25 protein-coding genes, 1 tRNA gene and 1 pseudogene are annotated in these 24,149 nt (G+C 66.1%); 10 read left to right on the plus strand and 17 right to left on the minus strand.

Features of this window, described 5'->3' with window-relative positions; all coding sequences use genetic code 11:
* Nucleotides 1–148: 148 nt before the first annotated feature.
* Nucleotides 149–631, plus strand: a complete 483-nt coding sequence (locus MF609_RS01365; protein ID WP_242414538.1) for a DUF1440 domain-containing protein — start codon at nucleotides 149–151, stop codon at nucleotides 629–631.
* Between the two features lie 177 nt (nucleotides 632–808).
* On the opposite strand, the gene MF609_RS01370 is transcribed toward MF609_RS01365, so the two are convergent.
* The 5 genes from MF609_RS01370 to MF609_RS01390 form a co-directional block, all read right to left on the minus strand.
* Nucleotides 809–1,186, minus strand: coding sequence for a hypothetical protein (locus tag MF609_RS01370; protein WP_242415145.1), 378 nt, complete (start codon nucleotides 1,184–1,186; stop codon nucleotides 809–811).
* A gap of 5 nt (nucleotides 1,187–1,191) precedes the next feature.
* Nucleotides 1,192–1,947: an exonuclease domain-containing protein gene (locus tag MF609_RS01375; protein WP_242414539.1), complete on the minus strand. Its 756-nt coding sequence runs from the start codon at nucleotides 1,945–1,947 to the stop codon at nucleotides 1,192–1,194.
* A 191-nt stretch (nucleotides 1,948–2,138) separates the two neighbouring features.
* Nucleotides 2,139–3,506, minus strand: coding sequence for a phosphoglucomutase/phosphomannomutase PgmG (gene pgmG / locus MF609_RS01380; RefSeq protein ID WP_242414540.1), 1,368 nt, complete (start codon nucleotides 3,504–3,506; stop codon nucleotides 2,139–2,141).
* A 272-nt stretch (nucleotides 3,507–3,778) separates the two neighbouring features.
* Nucleotides 3,779–4,033: a J domain-containing protein gene (locus MF609_RS01385; protein WP_242414541.1), complete on the minus strand. Its 255-nt coding sequence runs from the start codon at nucleotides 4,031–4,033 to the stop codon at nucleotides 3,779–3,781.
* A gap of 6 nt (nucleotides 4,034–4,039) precedes the next feature.
* Nucleotides 4,040–4,816, minus strand: a complete 777-nt coding sequence (locus MF609_RS01390; protein WP_419723041.1) for a division plane positioning ATPase MipZ — start codon at nucleotides 4,814–4,816, stop codon at nucleotides 4,040–4,042.
* A gap of 105 nt (nucleotides 4,817–4,921) precedes the next feature.
* Here MF609_RS01390 and panC point away from each other — a divergent pair, with 105 nt between their 5' ends.
* Nucleotides 4,922–5,761 (plus strand): pantoate--beta-alanine ligase, encoded by an 840-nt coding sequence (gene panC / locus MF609_RS01395; RefSeq protein WP_242414543.1) that lies wholly within the window; start codon nucleotides 4,922–4,924, stop codon nucleotides 5,759–5,761.
* Between the two features lie 315 nt (nucleotides 5,762–6,076).
* Here the strand turns inward: panC and MF609_RS01400 are convergent, their stop codons facing one another.
* Together MF609_RS01400 and ppc are read right to left on the minus strand one after the other, a co-directional pair.
* Entirely contained in the window at nucleotides 6,077–6,811 is a 735-nt protein-coding gene (locus tag MF609_RS01400) for a MauE/DoxX family redox-associated membrane protein (protein ID WP_242414544.1), read from the minus strand.
* A 539-nt stretch (nucleotides 6,812–7,350) separates the two neighbouring features.
* Entirely contained in the window at nucleotides 7,351–10,026 is a 2,676-nt protein-coding gene (gene ppc / locus MF609_RS01405; protein ID WP_242414545.1) for a phosphoenolpyruvate carboxylase, read from the minus strand.
* 130 nt (nucleotides 10,027–10,156) lie between these two features.
* On the opposite strand from ppc, the gene MF609_RS01410 reads away from it, so the two are divergent.
* Nucleotides 10,157–10,600: a hypothetical protein gene (locus MF609_RS01410; RefSeq protein ID WP_242414546.1), complete on the plus strand. Its 444-nt coding sequence runs from the start codon at nucleotides 10,157–10,159 to the stop codon at nucleotides 10,598–10,600.
* Between the two features lie 233 nt (nucleotides 10,601–10,833).
* Here the strand turns inward: MF609_RS01410 and MF609_RS01415 are convergent, their stop codons facing one another.
* Nucleotides 10,834–11,514 (minus strand): HAD family hydrolase, encoded by a 681-nt coding sequence (locus MF609_RS01415; RefSeq protein WP_242414547.1) that lies wholly within the window; start codon nucleotides 11,512–11,514, stop codon nucleotides 10,834–10,836.
* Between the two features lie 56 nt (nucleotides 11,515–11,570).
* Here MF609_RS01415 and MF609_RS01420 point away from each other — a divergent pair, with 56 nt between their 5' ends.
* From MF609_RS01420 to MF609_RS01440, 5 genes are read left to right on the plus strand one after another with little or no spacing between them, the layout of a single operon-like run.
* On the plus strand, nucleotides 11,571–12,680 hold the full coding sequence (locus MF609_RS01420; RefSeq protein WP_242414548.1) for an ABC transporter permease: 1,110 nt from the start codon (nucleotides 11,571–11,573) through the stop codon (nucleotides 12,678–12,680).
* Entirely contained in the window at nucleotides 12,677–13,528 is an 852-nt protein-coding gene (locus tag MF609_RS01425) for an ABC transporter ATP-binding protein (protein ID WP_242414549.1), read from the plus strand. The genes MF609_RS01420 and MF609_RS01425 overlap by 4 nt, the downstream gene beginning before the upstream one ends.
* Nucleotides 13,528–14,493: an MlaD family protein gene (locus tag MF609_RS01430; protein WP_242414550.1), complete on the plus strand. Its 966-nt coding sequence runs from the start codon at nucleotides 13,528–13,530 to the stop codon at nucleotides 14,491–14,493. The genes MF609_RS01425 and MF609_RS01430 overlap by 1 nt, the downstream gene beginning before the upstream one ends.
* A 22-nt stretch (nucleotides 14,494–14,515) precedes the next feature.
* Complete coding sequence (locus MF609_RS01435) at nucleotides 14,516–15,094, plus strand: ABC-type transport auxiliary lipoprotein family protein (protein ID WP_242414551.1); 579 nt, start codon at nucleotides 14,516–14,518, stop codon at nucleotides 15,092–15,094.
* Nucleotides 15,095–15,098: 4 nt separating this feature from the next.
* Nucleotides 15,099–15,713 carry a LysE family translocator gene (locus tag MF609_RS01440; RefSeq protein ID WP_242414552.1) on the plus strand — a complete coding sequence of 205 codons (615 nt, stop codon included), beginning with the start codon at nucleotides 15,099–15,101 and terminating at the stop codon, nucleotides 15,711–15,713.
* A gap of 3 nt (nucleotides 15,714–15,716) precedes the next feature.
* Here MF609_RS01440 and MF609_RS01445 read toward each other — a convergent pair whose 3' ends face one another.
* Nucleotides 15,717–16,586 carry a peptidylprolyl isomerase gene (locus tag MF609_RS01445; protein ID WP_242414553.1) on the minus strand — a complete coding sequence of 290 codons (870 nt, stop codon included), beginning with the start codon at nucleotides 16,584–16,586 and terminating at the stop codon, nucleotides 15,717–15,719.
* 92 nt (nucleotides 16,587–16,678) lie between these two features.
* On the opposite strand from MF609_RS01445, the gene MF609_RS01450 reads away from it, so the two are divergent.
* Nucleotides 16,679–16,769 (plus strand) — tRNA-Ser (locus tag MF609_RS01450).
* Nucleotides 16,770–17,345: 576 nt separating this feature from the next.
* Here the strand turns inward: MF609_RS01450 and MF609_RS01455 are convergent.
* The 4 genes and pseudogenes from MF609_RS01455 to MF609_RS01470 all read right to left on the minus strand — a co-directional run.
* Nucleotides 17,346–18,386: pseudogene (locus MF609_RS01455) on the minus strand (recombinase family protein); the annotation flags it as partial.
* Entirely contained in the window at nucleotides 18,383–18,772 is a 390-nt protein-coding gene (locus MF609_RS01460) for an HVO_A0114 family putative DNA-binding protein (protein ID WP_242414554.1), read from the minus strand. The pseudogene MF609_RS01455 and the gene MF609_RS01460, both read right to left, overlap by 4 nt.
* Nucleotides 18,769–19,122, minus strand: coding sequence for a toxin-antitoxin system TumE family protein (locus MF609_RS01465; protein WP_242414555.1), 354 nt, complete (start codon nucleotides 19,120–19,122; stop codon nucleotides 18,769–18,771). The genes MF609_RS01460 and MF609_RS01465 overlap by 4 nt, the downstream gene beginning before the upstream one ends.
* On the minus strand, nucleotides 19,119–19,442 hold the full coding sequence (locus tag MF609_RS01470; RefSeq protein WP_242414556.1) for a hypothetical protein: 324 nt from the start codon (nucleotides 19,440–19,442) through the stop codon (nucleotides 19,119–19,121). The genes MF609_RS01465 and MF609_RS01470 overlap by 4 nt, the downstream gene beginning before the upstream one ends.
* Before the next feature lie 210 nt (nucleotides 19,443–19,652).
* Between MF609_RS01470 and MF609_RS01475 the strand changes: the two genes are divergently transcribed.
* A complete protein-coding gene (locus MF609_RS01475) occupies nucleotides 19,653–21,086 on the plus strand; it encodes a hypothetical protein (protein WP_242414557.1) in 1,434 nt (477 codons plus the stop codon).
* A 24-nt stretch (nucleotides 21,087–21,110) separates the two neighbouring features.
* Here MF609_RS01475 and MF609_RS01480 read toward each other — a convergent pair whose 3' ends face one another.
* The 4 genes from MF609_RS01480 to trbF are packed head-to-tail and all read right to left on the minus strand — an operon-like array spanning nucleotide 21,111 to nucleotide 24,149.
* Entirely contained in the window at nucleotides 21,111–21,332 is a 222-nt protein-coding gene (locus MF609_RS01480; protein ID WP_242414558.1) for a DUF2274 domain-containing protein, read from the minus strand.
* Between the two features lie 2 nt (nucleotides 21,333–21,334).
* Nucleotides 21,335–22,444, minus strand: coding sequence for a TraB/TrbI/VirB10 family type IV secretion system protein (locus MF609_RS01485; RefSeq protein ID WP_336943715.1), 1,110 nt, complete (start codon nucleotides 22,442–22,444; stop codon nucleotides 21,335–21,337).
* A gap of 23 nt (nucleotides 22,445–22,467) precedes the next feature.
* The gene (trbG, locus tag MF609_RS01490; RefSeq protein WP_242414560.1) at nucleotides 22,468–23,469 is read right to left on the minus strand and encodes a P-type conjugative transfer protein TrbG; all 1,002 of its coding nucleotides are present in this window, start codon (nucleotides 23,467–23,469) and stop codon (nucleotides 22,468–22,470) included.
* Entirely contained in the window at nucleotides 23,466–24,149 is a 684-nt protein-coding gene (gene trbF, locus MF609_RS01495; protein WP_473829125.1) for a conjugal transfer protein TrbF, read from the minus strand. Before trbF ends, trbG begins: the two co-directional genes overlap by 4 nt.

Consider the following 24,149-nt stretch of genomic DNA (forward strand, 5'->3'; position numbering starts at 1 on the left):
GCTCGAACCTTCGCTCGAAGCAAACAGGCGGAGTGGAACAGATCGCAAAAACGTGCACGACCCACCGCCCCCGTACCGATCCCCCTGCCCACGGACCCTCACGCCACTGCCGGCCGTTACTCCCGCTCCCGCCAGCCCGGAGCCTGCCATGTCGCACCCCCGCCCCATCCTCGGCCTGTTCGCCGGCATCGCCGCCGGTGTGGTCGCCTCCGCCGCCATGGCCGCGTTCCAGTCCGCCGCCGCGAAACCGTTCGGCATGGACCAGAGCGATGACGACCCCGCCACGGTCAAGGCTGCGGACAAGGTCGCGCTCGCCACGACGGGCGACAAGGTACCCGACGCCTGGCGCGCACAGGCGGGGCAAGCGGTCCATTACCTGACCGGCGCGGCACTGGGCGGGCTGTACGGCGTGCTGACCGAATATCGCCCGGCGGCATCGGCCGGCTTCGGCAGCGCCTATGGCATCGCCACCTCGCTGCTGCTCGACGAAGCGACCGTACCGGCAGTCGGCCTCGGCAGCGCCCCCTGGGACACCGATGCCGCGACCCATGCCTATGGCGCGCTGGCGCATCTGGTCTTCGGCGTGACGCTGGAGGGCGCGCGGTCGGTGCTGGGCGGGCGGATGGGGTAGGATTTCGCCCAATCCCAATCCCCATTCCCCACCCGTTTGCTTCGAGCGAAGGTTCGAGCCTGTCGAGAACCGAAGTCGAGAAGGGGTCGCCGCAAACAAAGCGTTCTCGACAGGCGCTTCTCGACAAGCTCGAAGCTACTCGAACCGAACGGATAAGAGCGAGAGGAAGGTCAGCACCTACCCCGCCAACGCCACCTGCCCCACCTCGATCACCGGCACCTCCCATGGATGCGCCGCCGCGATGGCCGCCAGCTCCGCAGCGATATCCGCCCCTTGCGCGGCATAGCTCTTGACCACCACGGTCGGCACCACCGCCGCTTCACCCGCGCGGCCGGTCGTCGGCACGGCATCCGCCTGCGGCACGAAGCTTTCGAGGCCGAAGCCCAGTTCGAACACCCCGCGATACGGCCCGATCGCGCCCAGCACGTCGCTGCCCCGGATCACCGCGACCACCGCCGACAGCACCGCATCGTCGGCCAGCGCCGCCGCCTCGCCCGCCTGCAACCGAGTGAGGATGTTCGCCGACACCGGGCAATGCACCCGCACCACCTGCATCGGCGTCACAGCAGCAGCCAGTCGTTGCGGATCCGCTTGACCTCGCCGCCGCCCTGCCGCCGCGCCAGTTCGGTTTCGGCGGTGAAGCGCACATCCTCGTCGCGATCGGTCAGGAAGCCTTCGAGCGAATCGTCGTCGATCTCGGTCCATGCCCGCCCGCGATCGGGGCCATAGCGCACGCGCGGCAACAGCCCCGGTTGGCGCGACCATTCCAGCAGCTGGCCGATCGACGCCTCGTTCAGCATGTCGCGCAGGTGGAATGCGGTGACATAGGCATCGGGAAAGGCGCGGTGCGCCGGAAGGCCCCGTTCATGTTGCATGCCGTACGGCTTGCGCCAATATCGCAGCATCTGGTTCGAAAAGCCGGGGCTGTCGGGCCACAACCGCATCGCGCACTTCCACGTGCAGATCCAGTCGGCGCCGTGGGTCAGCTGCGCGGTGCAGAATTTCTGTTCGAAATCCGCACGATGCGCCGCCAGCGCGATGCGCCGGGGATAGGGGTCCAGCACGCGGCGTGCGATATCCTGCCACCACGGCGCATCGGCAACCTGTTCGTCGAGGATGTGATGCACCGCCTGCGTCACCGGCGGGATCGGGCGGCCGGGATTGACGAAATGCTGCCCGCCCTCGCCCGACAATTCCCAGCGCCCGTCCTCGCCCAGCGCCACGTCCTGCCAGCCGACCTCGCACACGCCATGCACCGGCGGGGCCTGCCCCGTGGTTTCGAGGTCGACGACACGAATGATCTGCGCTTGGGCCATGGCCTTCAGATGGCGTGTCCGGGGCGGAAAAGCCACCCCGGGGGGACACAGGGTTCGAATGGCGCAACCCGCCGCCCGATCACGTCGCCCCAGCGAAGGCTGGGGCCTTTATCGGCTCTTGCCCCGCCCGATCACCGGGAGATCCCAGCCTTCGCTGGGATGACGTCCGTGTCTGTTGGACGAACAAGGCCTCACCCCCGCACCACCCCCGACGCCGCCAGCTGCGCATCCACCGCCGCCAGCAACCGCGCCAGTCCGGCTTCGTCACGCGCCTCGGCCCGCGCGGTCAGCACGTCCTGCGTGTTCGACGCGCGCAGCAGCCACCATCCGTCCGCCGTCGTCACCCGTGCGCCGTCGGTCGTGTTCACCTCGGCCCCCGCCGCCTGCAACCGTGCCAGCACCTCCTCGACGACCGCGAACTTGCGCTCCTCGCTCACCTTGAACCGCAGCTCGGGCGTGTTCACCATCTCCGGCATCGCATCGCGGAGTTCGGTGAGCGACCGCCCGCTCAGATGGATCGCGCGGATCAGCCGCACCGCCCCGTACGGCGCATCGTCGAACCCGTAATCCTCTCCTCCGAAAAAGATATGGCCCGACATTTCGGCGGCCAGCGGCGCGCCGGTCTCGCGCATCCTGGTCTTCATCGGGCTGTGCCCGGTCTTCCACATCAGCGGCGTGCCGCCCAGCTCGGCGATGCGGTCGAACAGCGCCTGGCTGGCCTTCACATCGGCGATGATCGTCGCCCCCGGCGTCTCCCGAAGCGCCGGCTCGGCCAAGATCATGAGCAGCTGGTCGCCCCACAAAACCCGCCCCTGTCCGTCGACCGCGCCGATCCGGTCGCCATCGCCATCGAAGGCCAGTCCGAAATCGAGCTGCTTCTCCGCGACGAGCCGTTGCAGATCGACCAGATTCTCCACTTCGGTAGGATCGGGATGGTGGTTCGGAAAATGTCCGTCGACTTCGGTGAAGAGCAGGTGATGTTCCCCCGGCAGCAGCCGGACCAGCCGTTCGATCACCGGCCCGGCCGCCCCGTTGCCGGTATCCCAGCCGATGCGATAGCTGCCCCCGGCATAGCCCGCGATCAGCCGGCCGACATAGGTATCGGTGAAATCATGATCCGAAACGGAGCCTTCCCCGTCGTCCCATTCGCCCGCCGCCGCCATCTGCCCGATCCGCTGGATGTCGGGGCCGAAGAACGGACGCCGCTGCATCACCATTTTGAAGCCATTATAATCGGCGGGATTATGGCTGCCGGTTATCTGTATGCCGCCATCGACCTCCAGCATCGCCTCGGCATGATATAGCATCGGCGTCGGGGCGAGGCCGATGCGCACCACATCGACGCCGCTCGCGGTCAACCCCTCGACCAGCGCGGCTTCCAGTGCGGGCGACGACAGCCGACCGTCGCGGCTGACCACCACCCGCGTGCCGCCGCCACGCCGCAGCAGCGTCGCGAAGCACCGCCCGATCGCCCGCGCATCCGCCTCGCCCAACGTCCGCCCGACGATGCCGCGAATGTCGTACTCGCGCAGCGAACTGGGGTGAAATTGGTGGGACATGCGTCAAATCCTGCCGGGTACGAATACTGGGCCGGCGACCTTAGGGGCAAGCGATCGGGCTGAGTAGAGCCGTCTTTTTGGAAGAAGGAAGTGGGGTTCACGCGAAGGCGCGGAGACGCGGAGGGGTTGCGTCCGACGCGACGTCACCCGCGCAAGCGGCCTTTCCGCATGGTTGCAGCGAGAGATGCGATCTCCCGGTCGCGAAAGGTTCGTACTGGACCGAACCCCTTCGCGTCTCCGCGCCTTCGCGTGAAACCGACTCTTTTACCTTCTCAGTGCCGCAGCCGCCCCAACAGCACATCCCGCGCCGCATTGATCCGCCGCGCCAGATCGGCCGACCCGCCCCGGTCGGGGTGCACCGCCTGCATCAACCGCTTGTGCGCCGCGCGGATTTCCCCGGCCTTCGCATCCGCCCCCACGCCCAAAATCGCCCGCGCCTCCGCCTCGCTGCCGACCTTTTTCGGCTTGGCGCGCAGCCACAGCCAGAACGCGACCAGCAGCGCGACGATCAGGACCAGCTTGACCATGGATCGTCAGGCGACGAGCGGCGAACCGGCCGGTTCGGGCAGCTGCAATCCGCCCATCATCTCGCGCAGTTCCTGCCGCGCGGCGACATGCGCCAGCCCCATCTCGCCGAATTCGTTGCGGTCGAGCATGGTCAGGCCCGACGGGAACAGCTCACGATAGATCACGCGCTCCGACAGGCCCGGCGTGACGCGAAAACCCACCCGTTTCGACAGCTGGGTGATCGCCTCCGACACCCGGCGCATGTTGCGCGCCTCGATATGCTGCAAGCGGTTGCGCAGCACGACCCAGTCGATCGTCGACCCGTCGATCTTCGCGCGATGCTTGCGCGTTTCCCAGATCAACTCGGAATAGAAGGACGGCCGCGTCACCTTGAACGTGTCGGGATCGACCTGTCCGATCAGGTCGAAATCGACGAAGCTGTCGTTCATCGGCGTGACCAGCGTGTCGGCGTTGGTGACGGCGATCCGCGCGAAGCGATCGTCGCGGCCCGGCGTGTCGATCACCATATATTCGGCCTGCTCGCCTAACCGGCCGAGACAGTCGTTGAACCACGCCATGCTTTCGCCGTCATGCGTTTCATAGACCGGCATGGGCAGGTTGCGTCCGGTGCGCTTGATCGTCTCGGCCCGATTGTCGAGATACCGGCCCAGCGTCCGCTGGCGATGGTCGAGGTCGAAGCACGCCACGCGCGCGCCCTTCGCCGCCAGGGCGATGGCGACGTGGACCGCCGTCGTCGACTTGCCGGTGCCGCCCTTTTCATTGGCGAACACGATGACGTGCAACCGATCCGAAGCTTCGTCCAAAGCGCACTAACCCAAGCTTGTTGATCCGCAGCGGCTTGCCCCATAGAAGCCGCCTCCCCCGTCCATATCGAAGGGCCATCGGCCGTGCAAATTATCCGTCGACTGGAGTCGCTCCGCGAAGCGCTCGGTGCCTATGCCGCAGCGGGTGAGGCGGTCGCGCTGGTCCCGACCATGGGCGCGCTCCATGCCGGGCACATGGCGCTGGTCGATGCCGCCCGCCGTCTCAGCCCGCGCGTCGTCGTCTCGATCTTCGTGAATCCGAAACAGTTCGGCCCGAACGAGGACCTTGCCCGCTATCCCCGGCGCGAGGCGACCGATGCGCAGATGCTGTCCGACGCCGGCGTCGACATATTGTGGGCGCCCGAGGTCGAGGAAATGTACCCCGCCGGCTTCGCGACCAATGTCAGCGTGGCGGGCGTCAGCGAGGTGCTGGACGGCGCGCACCGCCCCGGCCATTTCGACGGCGTCGCGACCGTCGTGGCGAAATTGTTCGGGCAGGTCCGCCCGGCCGTCGCGCTGTTCGGCGAAAAGGATTTCCAGCAGCTGGCCGTCGTCCGCCGGATGACCGCCGACCTCGACCTCGGCGTAGAGATCGTCGGCATCCCGACCCAGCGCGAGGATGACGGCCTCGCCTTGTCCTCGCGCAACATCTATCTCGACGATGACGAGCGCGCCCGTGCCGTCACCCTGCCGCGCGCGATGGGCGTCGCCAAGCGCGCGATCGAGCGCGGCGACGATGTCGCCACCGCCCTGTCCGCCGCCATCGCCACGCTGACCCGCGCCGGGTTCGAACCCGATTACGTCACGCTGGTCCATGCCGACACGCTGCGCGACCCGGTCCGTGGCCAGCCGGCCCGCCTGCTCGCCGCCGCCCGGCTGGGCACGACGCGGCTGATCGACAACATCGCGGTGGAGTTCGAATAAGGCGCAGTTCCGAGCGCCACCCTGCACAGACGTCGCCCCGCCACAACCCCCACCCCTCACAAGCGTCACCCCGCCACAAACGTCACCCCAGCGAAGGCTGGGGTCTCCCCATTGCGAAGCGCACCCTTCGCCAAAAAAAAGACTTGGTTCGCGCGAAGGCGCGGAGACGCGAAGGCGTTGCGTCATGGGCAAGCCTCCCCCGCGCCAGCAGCCTTGTTATACCATCGCAGCGCGCGCCACCGTCTCCCGATCGCGAGCGATCACTGCGAACGCAACTCCTTCGCGTCTCCGCGCCTTTGCGCGAACGAAAACCTCCTACCCCCGCACCAACATCCACACCGCCATCGCCACCATCAGCACATTCTCCAGCAGCGACACGAACCCCAGCGGCACATTGCTGTTGCCGCCGACACAGGCGCATTTGAGCGAGCGCCTGTCGATATACACCGCCTTCACCACCGACACCGCGCCGATCGTCCCGATCACCAGCGCGACGGGAATCGCGATCCACAACAGCGCCCCGGCGATCATCAGCACGCCCGCCAGCCCCTCGGCCCAAGGATAGACCCATGCATAGCGCACCACCCGCTGCGTCAGCAGGTCATAGTTCAGGAACCCGTTGGCGAACCCGTCGATGTCACGCAGTTTCTGCAGCGATAACAGGCACATGGCGATGCCGACGAACCACTCCCCCGCCCGCATCGTGAACACGTCGCCGAACGCCGAAAAGCTCGCCGCCCCGGCGATCGCCGCCGCCATGCCGAAGATGGCGGCGACCGGGGCATAGCTCGTCGCCCTGGGATCGCGAACCTTCAGCCCCAGGAAGCGGCGCAAATCATCATGCCCGCCGATCCGCTTACCATCGACAAAGGTCTGCGGCGTGGTCTTCACGCCATGCTCGGCCTTGAACGCATCGACCTGCTCGCGCGTCGTCAGATAGCGGTCGTCGACGGTGAAGCCATGCCGCTGCAACAGGTCGAGCGCGCGGCGTCCGAACGGGCAGACATGGTCAGGCATCACCATGCGGTACAGGATAGCGGTCTTCGCCATGGGGCCTCCTTTACCGGACGATATGGGATACGCGGGAGCGGCGCGCACCCCGCACGCGGCGCTTTCCTACATGGCGTCGGCCTGTCAGGCTGCGAAGGCTCTTTGACATCGCCGATACCATAACGGGCATTCCTGCCCAGCCATTCCCGACAGCCTTCCTTACCCCGGCGAAGGCCTTACGTACCCCGGCGAAGGCCGGGGTCCAGTTGGGCACCGCCAGATGCTGAAACACCAACGCTACTGGACCCCGGCCTCCGCCGGGGTACGCCAGCAGGTGCGTGGAACGATTTACACGGGGCACCCGAGTAAGATGGTCAGGGACGTAAAGCCCGACCACACGTCACGCAAAACGTCACGAGTGTGAACTTCGTGAACTTTGGCCGGAAAACCGGTACGTTTCAAAGGACCGCCACGGGCAAAGCCCGTGCCGTCGTCGGACGGCGCTCACCGCGCCGCCGGCCGGCCGCGCCTCGGGCGGCTTGGCGTAGCTGCGCTACGCCTCGCCCGGCGCGGCGAGTGTGAACATCGTGAACTTTGCCCTAGCCGCTGTTCCGCAGCGCAGTTGCTATCGCATTGATCGACAACAGGATTCCCTCGCCGATCCGCGCATCCGCCTCGCCTGCGCGATGCCGCTTGAGCAATTCGATCTGCAGCAGGTTCAGCGGCTCGATATAGGGCGTGCGCAGCCGGATCGACGCCTCCAGCGCCGGGCTCTTTTCGAGCAGCCGGGTCTGGCGCGTGACCGACAGCAACCCGTCATGCGTCGCCTGCCACCCGTCGCGGATGCGCCCGAAGATCGCCTCCGACAGCGCCTTGTCTTCGACCAGCCCGGCATAGCGCGCCGCGACGTCCATGTCGGACTTGGCCAGCACCATCTCCATATTGGCCAGCGTCGCGGCGAACAGCGGCCAGGCGCTGGCCATCTCGCGCAGCAGCCCCTTGTCCTCGAACCCGGTCAGCGCCGCGCCGACGCCGTACCAGCCCGGCAGCATGATCCGCGCCTGTGCCCAGCTGAACACCCATGGGATCGCGCGCAGGTCCTCGATCGCGTCCGACTTCTTGCGGCTCGCCGGGCGCGATCCGATCTTGAGGCCGGCGATCTCGGCGATCGGCGTCGCCTGGCGGAAAAAGGTGGTGAACCCCTCGGTCCCGTAGACGAGGCCGCGATAGGTCTTGAACGCCGTGTCCGACAGCTTGTCCATCGCCGCGGCAAAGCGCGCCGCGTCGGTCGGGGACAACAGCTCGGGTTCGAGGCTGGCAAGCAGCGTTGCCGACGTCATCGCCTCTAGGTTCGTCACCGCACTGTCGCGCGTGCCGTATTTGGCGGCGATCACCTCGCCCTGTTCGGTGATGCGGATGCGGCCCTGCACCGTGTCGTGCGGCTGCGCCCGGATCGCGGCAAAGGACGATCCGCCGCCCCGGCCCACCGCACCGCCGCGCCCATGGAACAGCTGCATACCGATGCCGGCGTCCTCGAACACCGGCGCCAGCGCGGTCGATCCCTTCGACAGCTGCCACGTCGAGGTCAGATAGCCGCCGTCCTTGTTCGAATCGGAATAGCCGATCATCACTTCCTGATGGCCGCGCTGGCGGGCAATCGCGGCGACCTCGGGCAGCGCCAGCCACTTCGCCATGATCTCCGGCGCGGCTTCCAGATCGGCGACCGTCTCGAACAGCGGGATCGCCATGATATGCGCCTGCGGGGTCTCGCCCGGCACATACAGGCCCGACTCCTTCAGCAGCAGATGGACCTCCAGCAGGTCCGACACCGACTGCGCCATCGACACGATGTAATGGCGGATGCACTCGCGACCATAGCGGGCATGGGCGGCGGCGGCTTCGCGCAGGATCGCCAGTTCGGACGCGGTCTGCTCCGAATAGTCGGCATAGGGGCTGACGAGCGGGCGCGGGCTTTCCAGCTCGCGCCGCAGCAGCGCGACCCGCGCCTCCTCGTCCAGCGCGACATAATCGTCCTCGACGCCCGCGACCTTCAAGAGTTCGGCGACGACGCTCTCATGGATCACGCTGTTCTGGCGCATGTCGAGCGTGGCGAGGTGGAAGCCGAACGTCTCCACCGCGCGGATCAGCCGGCCGAGCGCGCCGCCGGTCGACAGCGGGCCATTGCCCTCCTGCACCAGCCCGCGCGCCAGCGTCGCCAGATCGGCGCGGAACGCGGCCGGATCGGCATAGGGTTCGCCGGTCAGGTTCCCCGGACGCGGTGCCGCCTTGCCGGTCAGCTTGCTGTACGTCGCGGCCAGCCGGGCATAGACGCCGCTGATCGCCCGGCGGAACGGTTCGTCGGCGCGGCTCGGGGCATTGTCGCCGCTCTTGTCGGCCAGCGCGGCGATCGCCTCGTCCACGGCGACATGCTCGGTCGAGATCGACAGCTCGGCGCCCAGGCTGTGGAGCTGGTCGAGATAATAGCCCAGCACCGCCTCGGCCGCCTTCGACAGGGCAAGGCGCATCGCATCGGCATCGACGAACGGGTTGCCGTCGCGGTCGCCGCCGATCCAGCTGCCGGGCTTCAGGAACGATGGCGGCCGCTCGCCCAGCACCCGCTCCCACCGGGCATAGAGCGCGGGCAGCGTCGGCAGGAAGATATCGCGCAGATAGCTGAGCGCCGTCTCGACCTCGTCAGCAACGTACAGCCGCTCGCGCCGCAGCACGCGGGTCTGCCACAACAGCGCGATCTGGCGCAGGATTGCCTCGTCGACCCGGTCGCCCTCCGGCGTCTCGTCGCGGCCCTGATCCTTAAGGTGCAGCAGGTCGGCGATGCGGTTCTTGTGGTCGATCATCGACTTGCGCCGCACCTCGGTTGGGTGCGCGGTCAGCACCGGCGCGATCAGGGCGCGGTCGAGCAGCGCACGCACCGCCTCCGCGCCGATCCCCTCGGCCTGCAGCTTTTCCAGCGCGGTCGCCACGTCCGCCCCCGGCTCGGCGGCGATGCCCTGCCGGTCCTCGGCGAGGTTCGCCAGCATCGAGAACAGCATGAACCCGCGTACGAACGCGATCGTGTCGTCGAGGCTGAGGCTGTCCAGCCCCAGATCGATCCCGTCGGCCCCCGCGACTCCGCGATGCCGGTCGACCGAGGTGGAGCGAATATGCTCGATCCGCTTGAACAGCGCCTCCCCGCCATAGGTGCGGATGACATCGCCCAGCAGCCGGCCGAGGAAGCGGATGTCGGGATTGTTCGTGATGGGGGGCAGAGTCGTCATGGTGACACTTGCTGCAATGCGGCAGGATTTCGGTCAAGGCACGATGTGGCGGGTGGCCTAAAGCCCTGCCATCGCGTACATCGCGCCGGCTGCATCCGTTTCGCGGCGGACCGTTCGAGGGAATTGACCGATGCCGACGCCGATGACTGCCTGGTGGCAGATCTGGACCGATGCCGCACGCACCGGGCTGCAATTCTGGGAAACGATGGCCGCCTCCGCGGTGGTGATCGACCGGCGGATGCCGATGATCGATGCCGGGATGCGCAATCCCTTCACCGCGGATCACGTCGAACTGACCGGCATGGTCACCGAAAAGGCACAGGCCTTTGCAAAAGCGGGCGATTCGCTTGCCACCGACATGGCGGCGATGCAGGGCCTGTGGTTTCAGGCGATGCAGGATGCCTGGTCGCTCGGCACCGCCGGGCGGATGCCATCGGCAACGCGCGTCGCGGCCAGCAGCGACCGCGCGATGCGGCTGGCGGCGGGAATGATCGGCGCCGGTGGCCGGGCACTCTCCCCGATCCATGCCAAGGCGACGGCCAATGCCAAGCGGCTGGGCGGCCCGAAGCGGTAGACTTTTCGTCACTCCCGCGCAGGCGGGAGTCCATAGACGCCGTCGTCTCGATGGAGCCGGACCATCGGCGTGTATGGATTCCCGCCTGCGCGGGAATGACGGACGGTTGCTACGGCACAACGCCTCGAAAAAGTCCGCAACCGCACATTGAACCGTTCGCCGCGCGTAACGTTTAAGCGGTCAGACCTTCGTTCAGGACGACCCGCGCCATTCCTGCCGCCCGCCTTATTGCCCTATCGGCGCCAGTCCAGCACCGGCCAGCCCCGCCTGGCCGCCAGCGCCTTGAGCGGTGCATGGGCGTTGACCGGAAACGGCTCGTCCGCCCACTCGAACACCGGCGCGTCGGAAACATGGTCGCTATAGAATCGCACCGCCACGTCGCCCCGCGCGATACCGCGCTCGGCGGCCCAGGCCTCGATCGCGCGCAGCTTGGCCGCGCCATAGCAATTCTCGCCCTCGATCCGCGCCAGCACGTCGCCAGCTTCGCCCCGCGCCGTCTCGGTCGCGATCACCGCGTCGAAGCCCAGCAGCGCCGCGATCTCCTGCGCATAGAAACGATAGGAAGCGGTGGCGAGGACCAGCATCCGCCCTTCCGCCCGGTCCGCCTCGATCCGCGCCCGCGCCCCGTCGAGCAGGCCGGTCGCAACCGTCGCGCGGGCAAAGGCGCGTGCCGTCTCGATCAACCGCGCATCGGGCACCGCGCGGCCCAGGACAAGACGATGGGTCATCTCCTTCAACCGGTCGCGACCGTAGAGCTTCAGCGCATAGCCCACGACCGCCATACCCGCGACCGGCAGCAGCCACAGCGCCCCCCTGCCCCGTTCCTTGAGCGCATGGCGCAGGAACGGCGTCCACGTCGCGACGCGGGTGATGGTCTTGTCCATGTCATAGATGGCGAGATCGGGATGAGCCATGGCGTCCGCGCGTACCACCTTGCCGCGACGCCGCAAATCGCCGATGAGTGGCGGCGATGAGCGCTTCCGCCGATTTTTCGCACGACCGGGCCGATGGCGGGGGCGTATTGCGCTTTACCGGCGACCTGTCGCTGGCCCATGTCGGCGACCTGCCCGAACGGCTGAACGCCGTCGACGGCGACGTTCGCCGCATCGACCTGTCGGGGGTCGAGCGGATCGATACGGTCGGCGCATGGCTGATCCACCGCTTCGCCCGCGACCGCGACGTCACCATTGACGGGCTGAACGACAATAGCCGCCACCTGTTCGATCAGGTCGTGGCCGCCGACGACCCCGTCGTACGCAAGGACAAGCCGCTCAGCCCGCCGTTGCGCGTGCTGGAGGAGATCGGCGACGCGGTATCGGGCAGCGCGCGCCAATTGCTCGGCCTGCTCGGGTTCATGGGTGCGACCGTCATCGCGTTCGGCAACGTTTTGCGCCATCCGCGCCGCTTCCGCTTCAACGCCACGGTCCAGAGGTTCGAGGTCGTCGGCGTCGCCGCGCTCGGCATCATCGGGCTGATGAGCTTCCTGATCGGCATGGTCATCGCGCAACAGGGCGCGGTGCAGCTGCGGCAGTTCGGCGCGGAGGTCTTCACGATCAATCTGATCGGCCGCCTGACCTTTCGCGAACTGGGTGTGCTGATGACCGCGATCATGGTCGCGGGCCGCTCCGGCTCGGCATTCGCCGCACAGCTCGGCACGATGAAGCTGACCGAAGAGATCGACGCGATGCGCACCATCGGCGTGTCGCCGATGGAGGCGCTGGTCCTGCCGCGGGTCATCGCCGCGATCGTGATGATGCTGCTGCTGGGCTTCTACGCCTCGATCATAGCGATCATCGGTGGCGGTCTGCTCAGCTGGGCGCAGCTTGGCATTCCGCCGATCACCTTCGTCACCCGCATCCGCGAAGTCGTGCCGATCACCGACCTCTATATCGGCCTGATCAAGGCGCCGGTGTTCGGTGCGATCATCGGCATCGCCGGCTGCTTCCACGGGATGCAGGTCGAAAGCGACGCCGAACAGGTCGGCAGCCGCACGACGGCGGCGGTGGTGCAGGCGATCTTCCTCGTCATCGTCCTCGACGCCTTCTTCGCCATCTTCTTCGCATGGATCGGCTGGATATGAGCGACGACAACGACGCCATCATCCGCGTGCGCGGCCTGAAGAACCAGTTCGGCGATCAGGTCATCCACGAAAATCTCGACCTCGACGTGCGGCGGGGCGAAATCCTCGGCGTGGTCGGCGGGTCGGGCACCGGCAAGTCGGTGCTCATGCGCTCGATCATCGGGCTACAGACCCCCGCCGCCGGCACGATCGAGGTGTTCGGCGAGAACACGATCGGTCGCGAGGAAACCGAAGCGACCGAGATCCGCAAGAAATGGGGCGTGCTGTTCCAGGGCGGCGCGCTGTTCTCGACGCTCACCGTCGCCGAGAATGTGCAGGTCCCGCTGAAGGAATTCTACCCGAAGCTGAAGCCTGCCCTGCTGGAGGAGATCGCCGGCTACAAGGTCGTGATGACCGGCCTGCCCGCCAATGCCGGTCCGAAATATCCCTCGGAACTGTCGGGCGGCATGAAGAAGCGCGCCGGCCTCGCCCGTGCGCTGGCGCTCGACCCGCAATTGCTGTTCCTCGACGAACCGACCGCCGGCCTCGACCCGATCGGCGCGGCGGCGTTCGACGACCTCACCGCCTCGCTGCAGAAGACGCTGGGGCTGACCGTCTTCCTCATCACCCATGACCTCGACACGCTCCACGCCATCTGTGACCGGGTGGCGGTGCTGGCGGACAGGAAGGTCATCGCCGTCGGCACGATCGACGAACTTCTCGCGCTGGATCATCCCTGGATCCAGGAATATTTCAATGGACCCCGTGGCCGCGCCGCCACCGATGCGCAGGATCGCATCGCTCACGCGCAGGACCACAACCGCGATGCCGGCACCGATCCGGCCTCGCCGCAAGCCCAGAGGCGCTGATGGAAACCCGGTCGAACCATGTCCTTGTCGGCGCGGTGGTGCTGATCCTGCTGACCATGCTGGCGCTGTTCACCGTGTGGCTCGCCCGCGTCGGCGGCGGCCATGAAAAGGAATATGACGTCTTCTTCAAACAGGGCGTCGACGGCCTGGCCAAGGGGTCGCCGGTGTCCTTTTCCGGCGTTCCGGTGGGTCAGGTCGAGGATATCGCCCTGTGGCCCAAGGACCCGCAATTCGTCCGCGTCCGGTTGAAGGTGAAGGACGAAACCCCGGTCCTGCTCGGCACGACCGCGACGATCGTCGGCAGCTTCACCGGCGTATCGACCATCACGCTCGACGGCGCGGTCAAGGGCGCACCGCCGATCGCCTGCCCCGAAGCGAACCCGGAACAGGTCTGCCCGATGGGCGTCCCCGTCATCCCGCCCAAGGCCGGCGGCGTCGCCGCATTGCTCAGCTCGGCGCCGCAGCTGCTCGAACGCGTGACCACGCTGACCGAACGGCTGGCCGACGTGCTGTCCGACCGCAACCAGAACTCGATCGCCGCGATCCTGGAGAGCACCAACCGGCTGACCGACGCGCTGGCCGATCGCGGTCCCGAAATCGCCGCAACGCTTGCTGAAACCCGCATCGCGATCCAGCGCGCAGGCGTCGCGTCGCAGCAGATCGGCGAACTGGCTGCGACCACCAACGGCGTGCTGGCGAACGACATCCAGCCGACGATCCAGCAGCTCAACCGCACCATCGCCAGCGCGCAGAAGAGCGCGGACACGCTGAACGAGGCGATCGGCGATGCCAAGCCGGGGCTGCAGGCGTTCAGCAAGCAGACCATCCCACAGGTGAACCAGCTGGTCGGCGACCTGCGCGCGATGACGGGGGCACTCGCCTCGGTCGCGGAAAAGGTCGATCAAGGCGGCGCAACCGCGCTGGTCGGTCGCTCGAAGCTGCCCGACTATGACCCCAAGAAGTGATGCGGAAAGAATGAGGGCCCCCATGAAGAAGCTGTCGGTTCTCCTGCTCCTGCCGCTGGCGGCGTGCATCCGCTTCGGGGCGGAACCGCCCCCCGCCCTGCTGGTGCTGACCCCGGCCGCGCCGATCGCCGCCGGCCAGACGCAGGATTCGTCTGCCGCGCGCTCGATCACGGTGCAGGTGCCGGTGGTGCCGCAGGAACTGGCGGTGACCCGCGTGCCGGTCCAGTCCAGCCCGACGACCATCGCTTACGTGAAGGAAGCGCAATGGGTCGAACCGCCCGCGCGCCTCTTCGCGCGGCTGGTGTCGGACACGCTGACCTCGCGCGCGAACATGGTCGTGCTCAGCCCGCGGCAGGGCTTCACCGATCCCGGCGCGCAGCTGTCGGGCGAACTGCGCGAATTCGGCATCGATGCGACCCGCAACGAAGCAGTCGTCGTCTATGACGCCACCTTGCAGCGGGTGAACGCCACGACCTTCGAAAAGCGCCGTTTCGAGGCCCGCGTACCGGTGACCGCCATCGACGCCAACAGCGTCGGTCCGGCGATCAACCAGGCCGCCAATACCGTCGCCGCCGCCGTCGCCGACTGGGTCCGTCGCTGATCTGATGGCACTGCACAGCTGGCTGCTATTCGTCGCCGCCGTGGTCGTGCTGTGTGGCACGCCCGGACCGAACATGCTGCATGTCCTGACGCGCAGCGTTGCGCTGGGCTGGCGCGGTAGCCTGCCGGCGATGGCCGGGTGCCTGACCGCGCTGGTCGGGGTGTTGGCGGCATCGGCGGCGGGCCTTACCGCGCTGCTGACCGCCGTGCCCGGGCTGTTCGACGTCCTGCGCTATGCGGGTGCCGCCTATCTCGCCTGGCTCGGCTTTCGCGCCTGGACCGCCAAGGCGTCGCCGGCGGATGCGATGCCAACCGAGTTGCCCCGCGCGCACCTCTTCCGGGGCGGTTTCCTGGTCGGGATCAGCAATCCCAAGCTGCTGCTGTTCGCTAGTGCCTTCCTGCCGCAGTTCGTCGATCCGGCACGGGCACAGGCACCGCAGTTCGCGATCCTCGTCGCGACCTTCGCGCTGGTCGAATGCCTGTGGTACGCCGCCTATGCGTTGGGCGGCAGTTCGATCGCGCGCCACCTGACCCGCCCGCGCGTGCGCCGCTGGTTCGACCGAGCGACCGGGGGCATCTTCCTCGGATTCAGCGCCGCGCTGCTCGCCTCGCGCGCCTGACCCTTACCGGACCGGCGCCTTACGCACCGGCGGCATCGCGTTGCACACATCGGCCCCGCCCGCCGGCACGGTGAAGAACGGCGGCTCACGATTTTCCCGCCCGCGCAGCCACGCGGCGAACCGCGCATTGTCCGCCGCCCGATACTGGTAATGCGGGCGCTGGGCCGCGGGCAGGTCACTGGCCAGCCGCACCGACAGGATCGGCGTCGGCACCTGCTCGGGCGCATAGAAGCCCATATTCCCCGTGCCGCGCGGCAGGGAGGACAGATATTCCATCCCCTCGACCACCCGTCCGACCAGCGCGATATTGCGGTCGAGGTGGCGCGGCGCATGGCCGATCACCGTATAGAGTTCCGCCCCGCTGCCGGTGCTGGGGGCCATGTCGCGCCCGACCCCGACCATCGCATAGCAGTGGGTCAGCCACGCCCCCTTGCCGTCGCTCGCCACCGGCCAGCCATCGGCGCTATGCCCGCTCTTCGCCGCATAGGGATCGCTCCGCGCCATCCGCGTGACCGCATCATAGCGGATGCCGACATATTCGGCGGGCGGATTGGCGACGACCCCGGCGGGCAGCGGCTTCTTCTCGGTCACGTCGCCCCATTGCGCGACATAATTGTCCTGCACGCGGTAGACCGAGGTGCCGTCCCACCAATGCGCCCGCGCCAGCTTGCGCAGGTTATCCACATGCACCGGCGCATAGCGCGGTGCCAGCCGGATCACGACCCGCCGGTCACCCGCCAGCGTCATCACCATCAGCTCGTCGTCGGGAATGGTCCGCCAATCGGACTCGACCGGATCGGCCGCCGTCGGCAGCGGCGCGACAGCAGGCGCAGCGGACTGCAACAGGGCGGCGATCAGCGAGACGAGGTTCATGGCCGATATCGTCGCACGCTTGGCGCACATCCCGCAACTGCCGCTTGCACGAAACCCCGCCGCGCCCTAGGGAACCCACCTTCCGGCAATGCGGAGCGGTGGCCGAGTGGTCGAAGGCGCTCGCCTGGAAAGTGAGTATACGGCAAAACCGTATCGAGGGTTCGAATCCCTCCCGCTCCGCCACCTTGGTATAAAACCGGGAACGCCGATTCCCGCCGATTTCCCTCCCTTTGCGGCGATCAGCGCCTTCAACAGCGTGTTTTTGCTGCCGTTGATATAGATCGCGTCGTCCGCGACCTCGACATGCTGGGCGAAAGCCCGGACGTGATCCCGCCGATAGCCGCCCTTTTCAAGCCGAAGCCCGGTGCGTGCCTCGCTCGCCAGTTCCCGCACGGCCACCCCTGTGAGGCCCTTATGGGCCGAGTTTTTCAGCATGGCTTCGGTCCTTACGGCGTCGGCCCGTGCCTGATCCCGTATCGCCGTAAGGCCCGCGATGCGTTCGCCGAGGGCGGATTCGGCCGGGTCGAGCGAACCCGCCTCGATAGCGTCATAGAGCCGCTTGAGGCGCATGTCGGCCTCGGCCGCGCGTTGGTTCAATTCGGCGATGTGCTGGCCGCGCCGCTCGACGCTCTCCTGCCGGCGATCCAAAAGCGAGGCAAGCACGTCTTCGATCCGCTCGGGGTCCAGCAGCCTTTCCTCGATGTGGCTGACCACGATGCGGTCCAGCTTGTCCATCGGAATCGCGCGGCCCTTGCAGCCGGTTTCGCCCTGCCGTGCCCGGATCGAACAGGCATAATAGCGATAGCGGCCGTTCTTGCCGGTGCGGAGCGTCATGGCCCCGCCGCAATTGCCGCAATAGCAAATGCCGGTCAGCAGGTTCGGGCCGCTGACGACGCGCGGCGGCGTCACCTTCGGATTGTTGACCTGCAACCGCTTCTGCACCGCCTCGAATATCTCAAGGTCGATCAGCGGCGGCACCGCGACGGTGACGACTTCTTCCTCGGGCTTCACCTCGCCTTTTTTGGAACGGCGATTGAACCGATGTTCGCCGATATAGGTGCGGCGGGTCAGGACGCGGTGAAGCTGGCCGATGCCCCAACGCCCGCCGCTGCGGGTGAACATGCGGTGCTTGTTCAGATAGTTGACGATGTTCTTGACGCCCATGGGGCCGGACGTGCCGTCGCCTTCCGATGCAAGACGGAAGATGAGCCGCACGGTGTCGGCGTGCAGCGGGTCGATTTCCAGCTTCTTCTTCATCTTCGTGCCGCGCTGCTCGGCATCGACGGCGCGGTAGCCGATGGGTGGCAGCGAGCCGTTCCAGAAGCCTTGCCGTGCGTTCTCCTTCAAGGCGCGCAGGACGTGCTTGGCGTTCTCCTTTGACTGGTATTCGTCGAACAGCGACATGATTCGCCGCATCATCTGATGGATCGGATCATCACCAAGTTCCTGCGTCATGGATACGAGCTTGACGCCGTTCTTCGCCAGCTTGCGGTAGTAGTATTCCATTTCAAATTCGTCGCGGAAGAACCGCGAGAAGCTATGCACCACCACCACGTCGAACGCTGGCGGCTTGGACGTGCCGGCTTCGATCATGCGCTGGAACTCGGGGCGGCGGTCGTTGGTCGCCGATGCACCCGGCTCGACGAAAGTTTCCACGAGCTGATAGCCGCGAGACTCGCAATAGGCTTCGCCCTGCCGCTTCTGGTCGGGGATCGACACGTCATGCTCGGCCTGCCGCGCCGTCGAGACGCGCAGATAAAGCGCGGCGCGCAGGGCGACGTGGGGGGGATGAATGTTCATAGCGCGCCTCCCTTCGCCATGCGGCGTTCGAGCAAGGGCAAGTCTAGCTCGACGCGATCATGCAGCACCTTGGGCACGATCTTCTGGCCCTCGCCGGGGTCCATGCGGATCAGGCCGTAGCTCGCCATCTTCTTGAGGGTGCGGGACAGGCTTGGCTTTGCCCGCCCCGTGATCCGCGACAGTTCCTCCAGCGAGCCGGGCGACTGCTCGTCGATGACGCGCAGTAGCTCGCGGTTCCCGCTGGAAAGGAGCTGCGCGAAGGATTCCATGGAAGTGAACCACACCTTTGGATCGTCCGCCGCCGGCTTTTCCTCGCCCTTGGCTATCCGCATGGTGCGGGCCTTCATCTCGTCGTAGCCGGCAATCCCGACTTTCAATGTGGTCATAGGACACCTCGCTCCTTCAACACCGCGTCCACCGCCTGCCAGAAGTCGGCCAAGAGCGTGGCCGCGTCCTCGTAGGCATAGGGCTTCACGGTCTGGAGGCGGTGCCGATGGTCCATCGGCTCGCCGCGTCTGCCCCGGCCGACCGGATGGGCATTATCGAAGCCGACCAGCCGTTCGCCCGAAGGCCCGTGAAGCGTGAGCGAGTAATCGAGGCCGTGCGGCTTTTCCGGCGAGGCCGGAACGCGGGTGACAATGAACTTCACCCAATGGCCGCCCTCGGGATCGACGACTAGCACCTGACCGTGGAGGTCCAGAAGCGTGTCGAGGCTCTGGTCACGATCCTCGCTCATGGCTTACTGTTATCATCTGATGTTAACGGCGGCAAGCCCTGATTGTCGGGATCAGTGTCAATGGGGCCAAACAGGCGGTCGAGCACATGGCCGAAATACCGCTCGAAGATTTGCAGTTCTTCCTCGGTGATCGGCACCTTCTCGGGCCAGTCGTCGAAGACCGGCAACGACTCCACATCGACGATGCGAAGTGGCGACCTGCGGCGTTCCCGGCCGTCTGGCGTGGGTTCATCGGCGTAGTCGAAAAGATCGTCGGGAAGTGCTTCAGGGACCGGGTGTCGCAGTCGCCCTTTGCGGGCGCGGCGGCGCTCTGCGCACATGAAATCCTCCTTGGTTCGGTGTGGATTCCGGGGCGCTCAAGGCCCCGGAATTAAGCGAACCATGGAGGGCAGTCGGCAGCCTGTAGCGTGCCGCATTTGCGCCTGTGCGCTGGCGGCACCCCTGACGATTGTTGCCTCGCGTTATCTTGTCCTAGCGGATACTGTGGCAGCGAGTCATAGCAACGCAGTCATGTGATTTAGGCCCTGTTGATGAACAGCAACATTACGACCACCACTTCAAATAGCCTTGTCGATCCGCAGGCCCAGCGTCTAGTGGACTTCCTGCGTGATGTGGGGCTGCCCCATGAGAACATCATGGCGGACCCGTCCGAGCGCTCGATCATCGCAAGCAACCTTCCCGGATACCTTCAGTCGCTACCGGCGGAGGTCAAGCGCGACGCGCGATATCTATCAAAGTTTGTGATCGGGGCTGGTTCCGGCCTGTTCGACTATGCGCTTAATGCGATCTGGAACGAGGTTGTGATCGACCTTCGGAAAAAGGCATCGCTTTATGGCCTCGATATTTTCTTCGACGCCGCTGTTGGTGGCAATAAAACGCGCGAATTCTACAAGACTGAAAATGATCTTCCTGCTCTCAAGGATGCTGTCCTCCTTGATACATGCCGAAAACTGGAGCTTATCTCTGATACGACCTACAAAAAGCTCAAGCATATCCTAGATATGCGGAACGATATCGGCATCTCTCACCCAACCAACTACAACATCAACGCCTTCGAGCTACTGGGTTGGTTGCAGACCTGTGTGCAGGACGTTCTGCACGACCGGCCTACCGAAGCAGCGCTTCAAGTTCAGGCATTTATTGCAAACCTCAAGAGCCATACGGCACCGCTCGACCCAGCGACGAAACAGACCATTGAACGCCGCTTTACTGAACTGCCAAGCCACCTATGCGGAAGTCTGCTTAGGACCGTTTTCGGAATCTATGTCGCGCCGGACACTGACCAAGGAGTGCGAAAGAATATCGCAGTCCTTGCACCCGCGCTCTGGAATACATGTGCGGATGAGCCACGCTACCGGCTTGGGATCGTGCTGGAAGGATACAACACCAATCTCTACAAGGATAAATATGCGCTCGGGGAACAGTTCTTTGCTCTCGTTTCTGGAAACGCATATCGTTCCCCATCCGAGCGCCTCGTTATTGTCGATACGCTAATTACGGAGCTACTGGATAAGCACAACGGTTGGGACAATTTTCATCACGAAGCTCCGGTGGCCGCCAACCTTTGGTCCTATGTCCCGGATCAAAACTCGATCGTTGACAATCTCGCCGAACGCCTTTTCAAGACGGTGCTACTTTGTCGGATCGGCAGGGGCGTATCCTACAACAACGGCGTTTCTCCGGGTGGAAAGCGCTACTATGACGCTATCCTAAACCTCGGCGGCGATAAGTTCGCGCCGCATATTATGGCTGCGTTCACCCACTATGAGATTTCGGGGCAGTTGGGTCGCTCGATATGCCGCACGCAAGCTAAGCAGGCTTTGGAAGCTGCTCGCACCAACGTTATCAACCAACGGCTGATAGAGTGCATGACCTACCTAATTGACCACATCGAAACGAATCCCGGCTGCGCGACCAGCACGGATTTTAAGCGGCTGTCAGCCGATTACATTCGGTGGAATTGATAGGTATACGCCCTTTACTGGTGTTCATTTTGTCAGACGCCGTGCCTTGGCGAAGCCGCGATCCGTGGCGATGAACCGCTCCAGCATGGGCACGATCAGCCTGACGGGATCGGCGACGGGCTGGCCGGTCTCACGGGCCAGCACCTCGGCGTAGGCGGTCAGATCGCGGTGAAGCGGCGCAGGTAGCTCCACCGTCACCTTCACGGGCTTGTCGTCGGGGAGCGGGCCGAGTTTCAGCTTGGTCATGGTCAACCTCCTGCCGGCTCGAACACAAGGTCGCGGGTGACGATGATCCTGACCGGGAAGCCCGGCCGGATGGTCAGCGTCGGCGCAACCTGCAACTGGCGCTGGACGATCTGCTGGCCCGCCTGATTGACGGTATCCTGCGCCCCGTCGCGGATAGCTCGAACAAGCCGGTCCTCGTCGCTCGTCGCCAGCTCCGTGCCGACTGCGAGCAGCGTGGATAGCCCTGCGGCCTTCATCAGATCCCACCAATGATAATCGACGCCATCCTCAAGCCCGGCGTAGCCGCTGGCATCCGCGCCCGGCAGGCGCTCCAGAACGATGGAACGGCCGCCCGGCAGGATCAGGCGATTCCACACCAGCAACACGCGACGCTGGCCGAAGGTCACGCCATCATCGTATTGACCGATGATGCGCGTTCCCTGCGGGATCAGGAGCAGGCTGCCGGTCGGGCTGTCATAGACGTTCTCGGTGACTTGCGCGGTGATCTGGCCGGGCAGATCGGAACGGATGCCGGTGATGAGCGCGGCCGGGATCACGGCCCCGGCCTGTAGTATCCAGGGCGAAGCCGGCGGCGCGACACGATCCGGCGCGACGGTCTGCCGGTCCACGGGTCCATCGGGGAAAGCGGCATGGCGGTTCTGCCCGCTCGTCCCGTCCGGCTGTCGGCCAAGCCCAAGACCGGCAAGGCCGGGCATGGCCGTTCCTGACGGCGCTCCCGTGCGCGGGCCGGATTGGAAGAACACATTGCTCAAGCGCGCGGCTTCTTCCTCGGCGCGGCGGCGTTCTTCCTCGGGATCGACGGCGGGCGTCGTGATGGGCGGCGTCACAACGGGCTGTCCCCGGTTCTGCGCGTCGAGGATCGGACGGCCGAGGTCGCCGGGCAATGCCGGCCCGAGGACCGGGCCGCTATAGTCGCTCGGCAGGCCCGCTAGCCCATCGGCAGTTTGCCGGTTGTTGGTCGAATAGAGTTCTTCGCCGCCCGGTCCTGCATCCCGGGTCTGGAGCGCGTAAATCAGCGCGCCACCGATGCCGAGAAGCGCGACCGCGCCGACGCCTGCCAGCATCTTGCGGGAAAGACGGGTGACGCTGGGCGTTTCGGCGCGCAGGCGCATGGGGGCTGCTGTATCGGTATCGCTCATGAGGATGATCCTCCCGTGGTCGCGCTGGCTGGCTCTGCTGCGGCCTGCGTCGGGTTGATGCGGACGATCCTGACGATCTGCTGGCGATTGCCGCTGCCAAGGCGCAGCTCGGCCGCGCCGAACAGGCGGTCCACGATCAGGACGTTCTGGTGAACACGGCTGTTGACGATCTGCGGTTCGCCGTTCGCGCCAAGCACGAAAATCGGCGGCATCTCGCCCTGCACGATCCCAGCCGGGAAGACGATATAAACGCGCCTGCCGTCATCGAAGACGGAAACCGGCCGCCATGGCGGGCTATCGCCCTGCACCTGCAACCCATAGCGATAGTTCCGCGCTGCCTCGGCGGGAATGATGGGTGCGGCCGGAACGGTCTGGCGCTGGCCGGCAGGCGGTGCGGGATAGGCCCATGCCACGGCGGGCATGTAGAGCGATTCCCGCGCGCGCAGCTCGAGCATGTAGGTGCGCCGGTCGGTGGTGACGACAAGGTTGGTGGAAATGTCCGGGCGCGTCGGCTTCACAAGGATATGGACTCGGCGATTTGCACCGCTACCGCTCTCGGTGTCGCCGATGATCCAGCGGGCGGTGTCGCCCGCCGCAATCGGCCCCGCGCCTGTCAGGCTTTCGCCCGGCTCCAGCGCGATCATCGTGATCTGCCCGACTGCGGCATAGACCTGATAGAGCGCGCCTTCCGACCACGGATAAATCTGGATCGCGTTGTAGTAGCCTTCGCGGCGCGGCTCGACGCGGGCGGCGGCGTTGGCGTTCTCGACGCGGCCGGTCGGCGTGCCTGCGGCGGTGCCGCCGCGCGCCACGGTCCATGCCGGGGGCACATGCAGCGGCCGGGGCGTATTGTCTGTTGCCGCCGCCTGCACGGTCGGCAGCGGCGGCACGCTGGCGTCGTAGCTGAATTGCGGCGTCCGGTTGGTGGCGCAGCCTGCGAGCATAGTAGCCGAAAGCAGCACGGCCGCGATTGTAGGGGTGCGGGTGATCGTCCTCATTGGCTCATCTCCCGCGACCACGAAATTGCATTGACGTAGATTCCCAACGGATTGGCGCGCAGACGCTCGGCGTCGCGCGGCGGCTGGATGACGATGGTGAGGATGGCCGTCCATCTTTCCGTGCTGGAAAGCTGGCCGTTCTCGAAATGGCGTTCGGTCCACGCGACGCGGAAGCTGTTCGGCGATGCGCGGATGACGCTCGAGACTTCGACGGCGACTTGCTGGCGGCCGACCTTGGCAAAAGGATCATTGGCGCGGGCGTAGTCGTTGAGCGCCGCCGCGCCGCGATCCGTGGTCCACTCATAGGCGCGAAGCCAGTTCTGGCGGACAATGATCGCGTCGGCCGGGATCGCGCGCACCTGCTCGATGAACCGGCCAAGATGGAAAGCAATCTGCGGATCGGTCGGCCGATAGTCGGCGTTGGCAGGCGCGACGGTCTGCGCCTGCCCGAGATTGTCCACTTGCACCACCCAAGGCACCACGGTCCCGCGTGCGGACTGCCAGACCAGCGCCGAGGCGAAGCCGGCCGAAAGGATCAGGGAGCCGAAGGCCATGAGCCGCCAGTTCCGAGCCTGCACGCGGGCCGAGCCGATACGCTCGTCCCATGCCTGCGCGGCCTTCTGATAGGGCGTCTCGGGTTCCGGCGATTTGCCGTAATGGGTTGCTGGTCGTTTGAAGAT

Origin of the sequence: Sphingomonas panni (assembly GCF_022664435.1) — a bacterium.
In the GTDB taxonomy this organism is placed as follows: domain Bacteria; phylum Pseudomonadota; class Alphaproteobacteria; order Sphingomonadales; family Sphingomonadaceae; genus Sphingomonas; species Sphingomonas panni.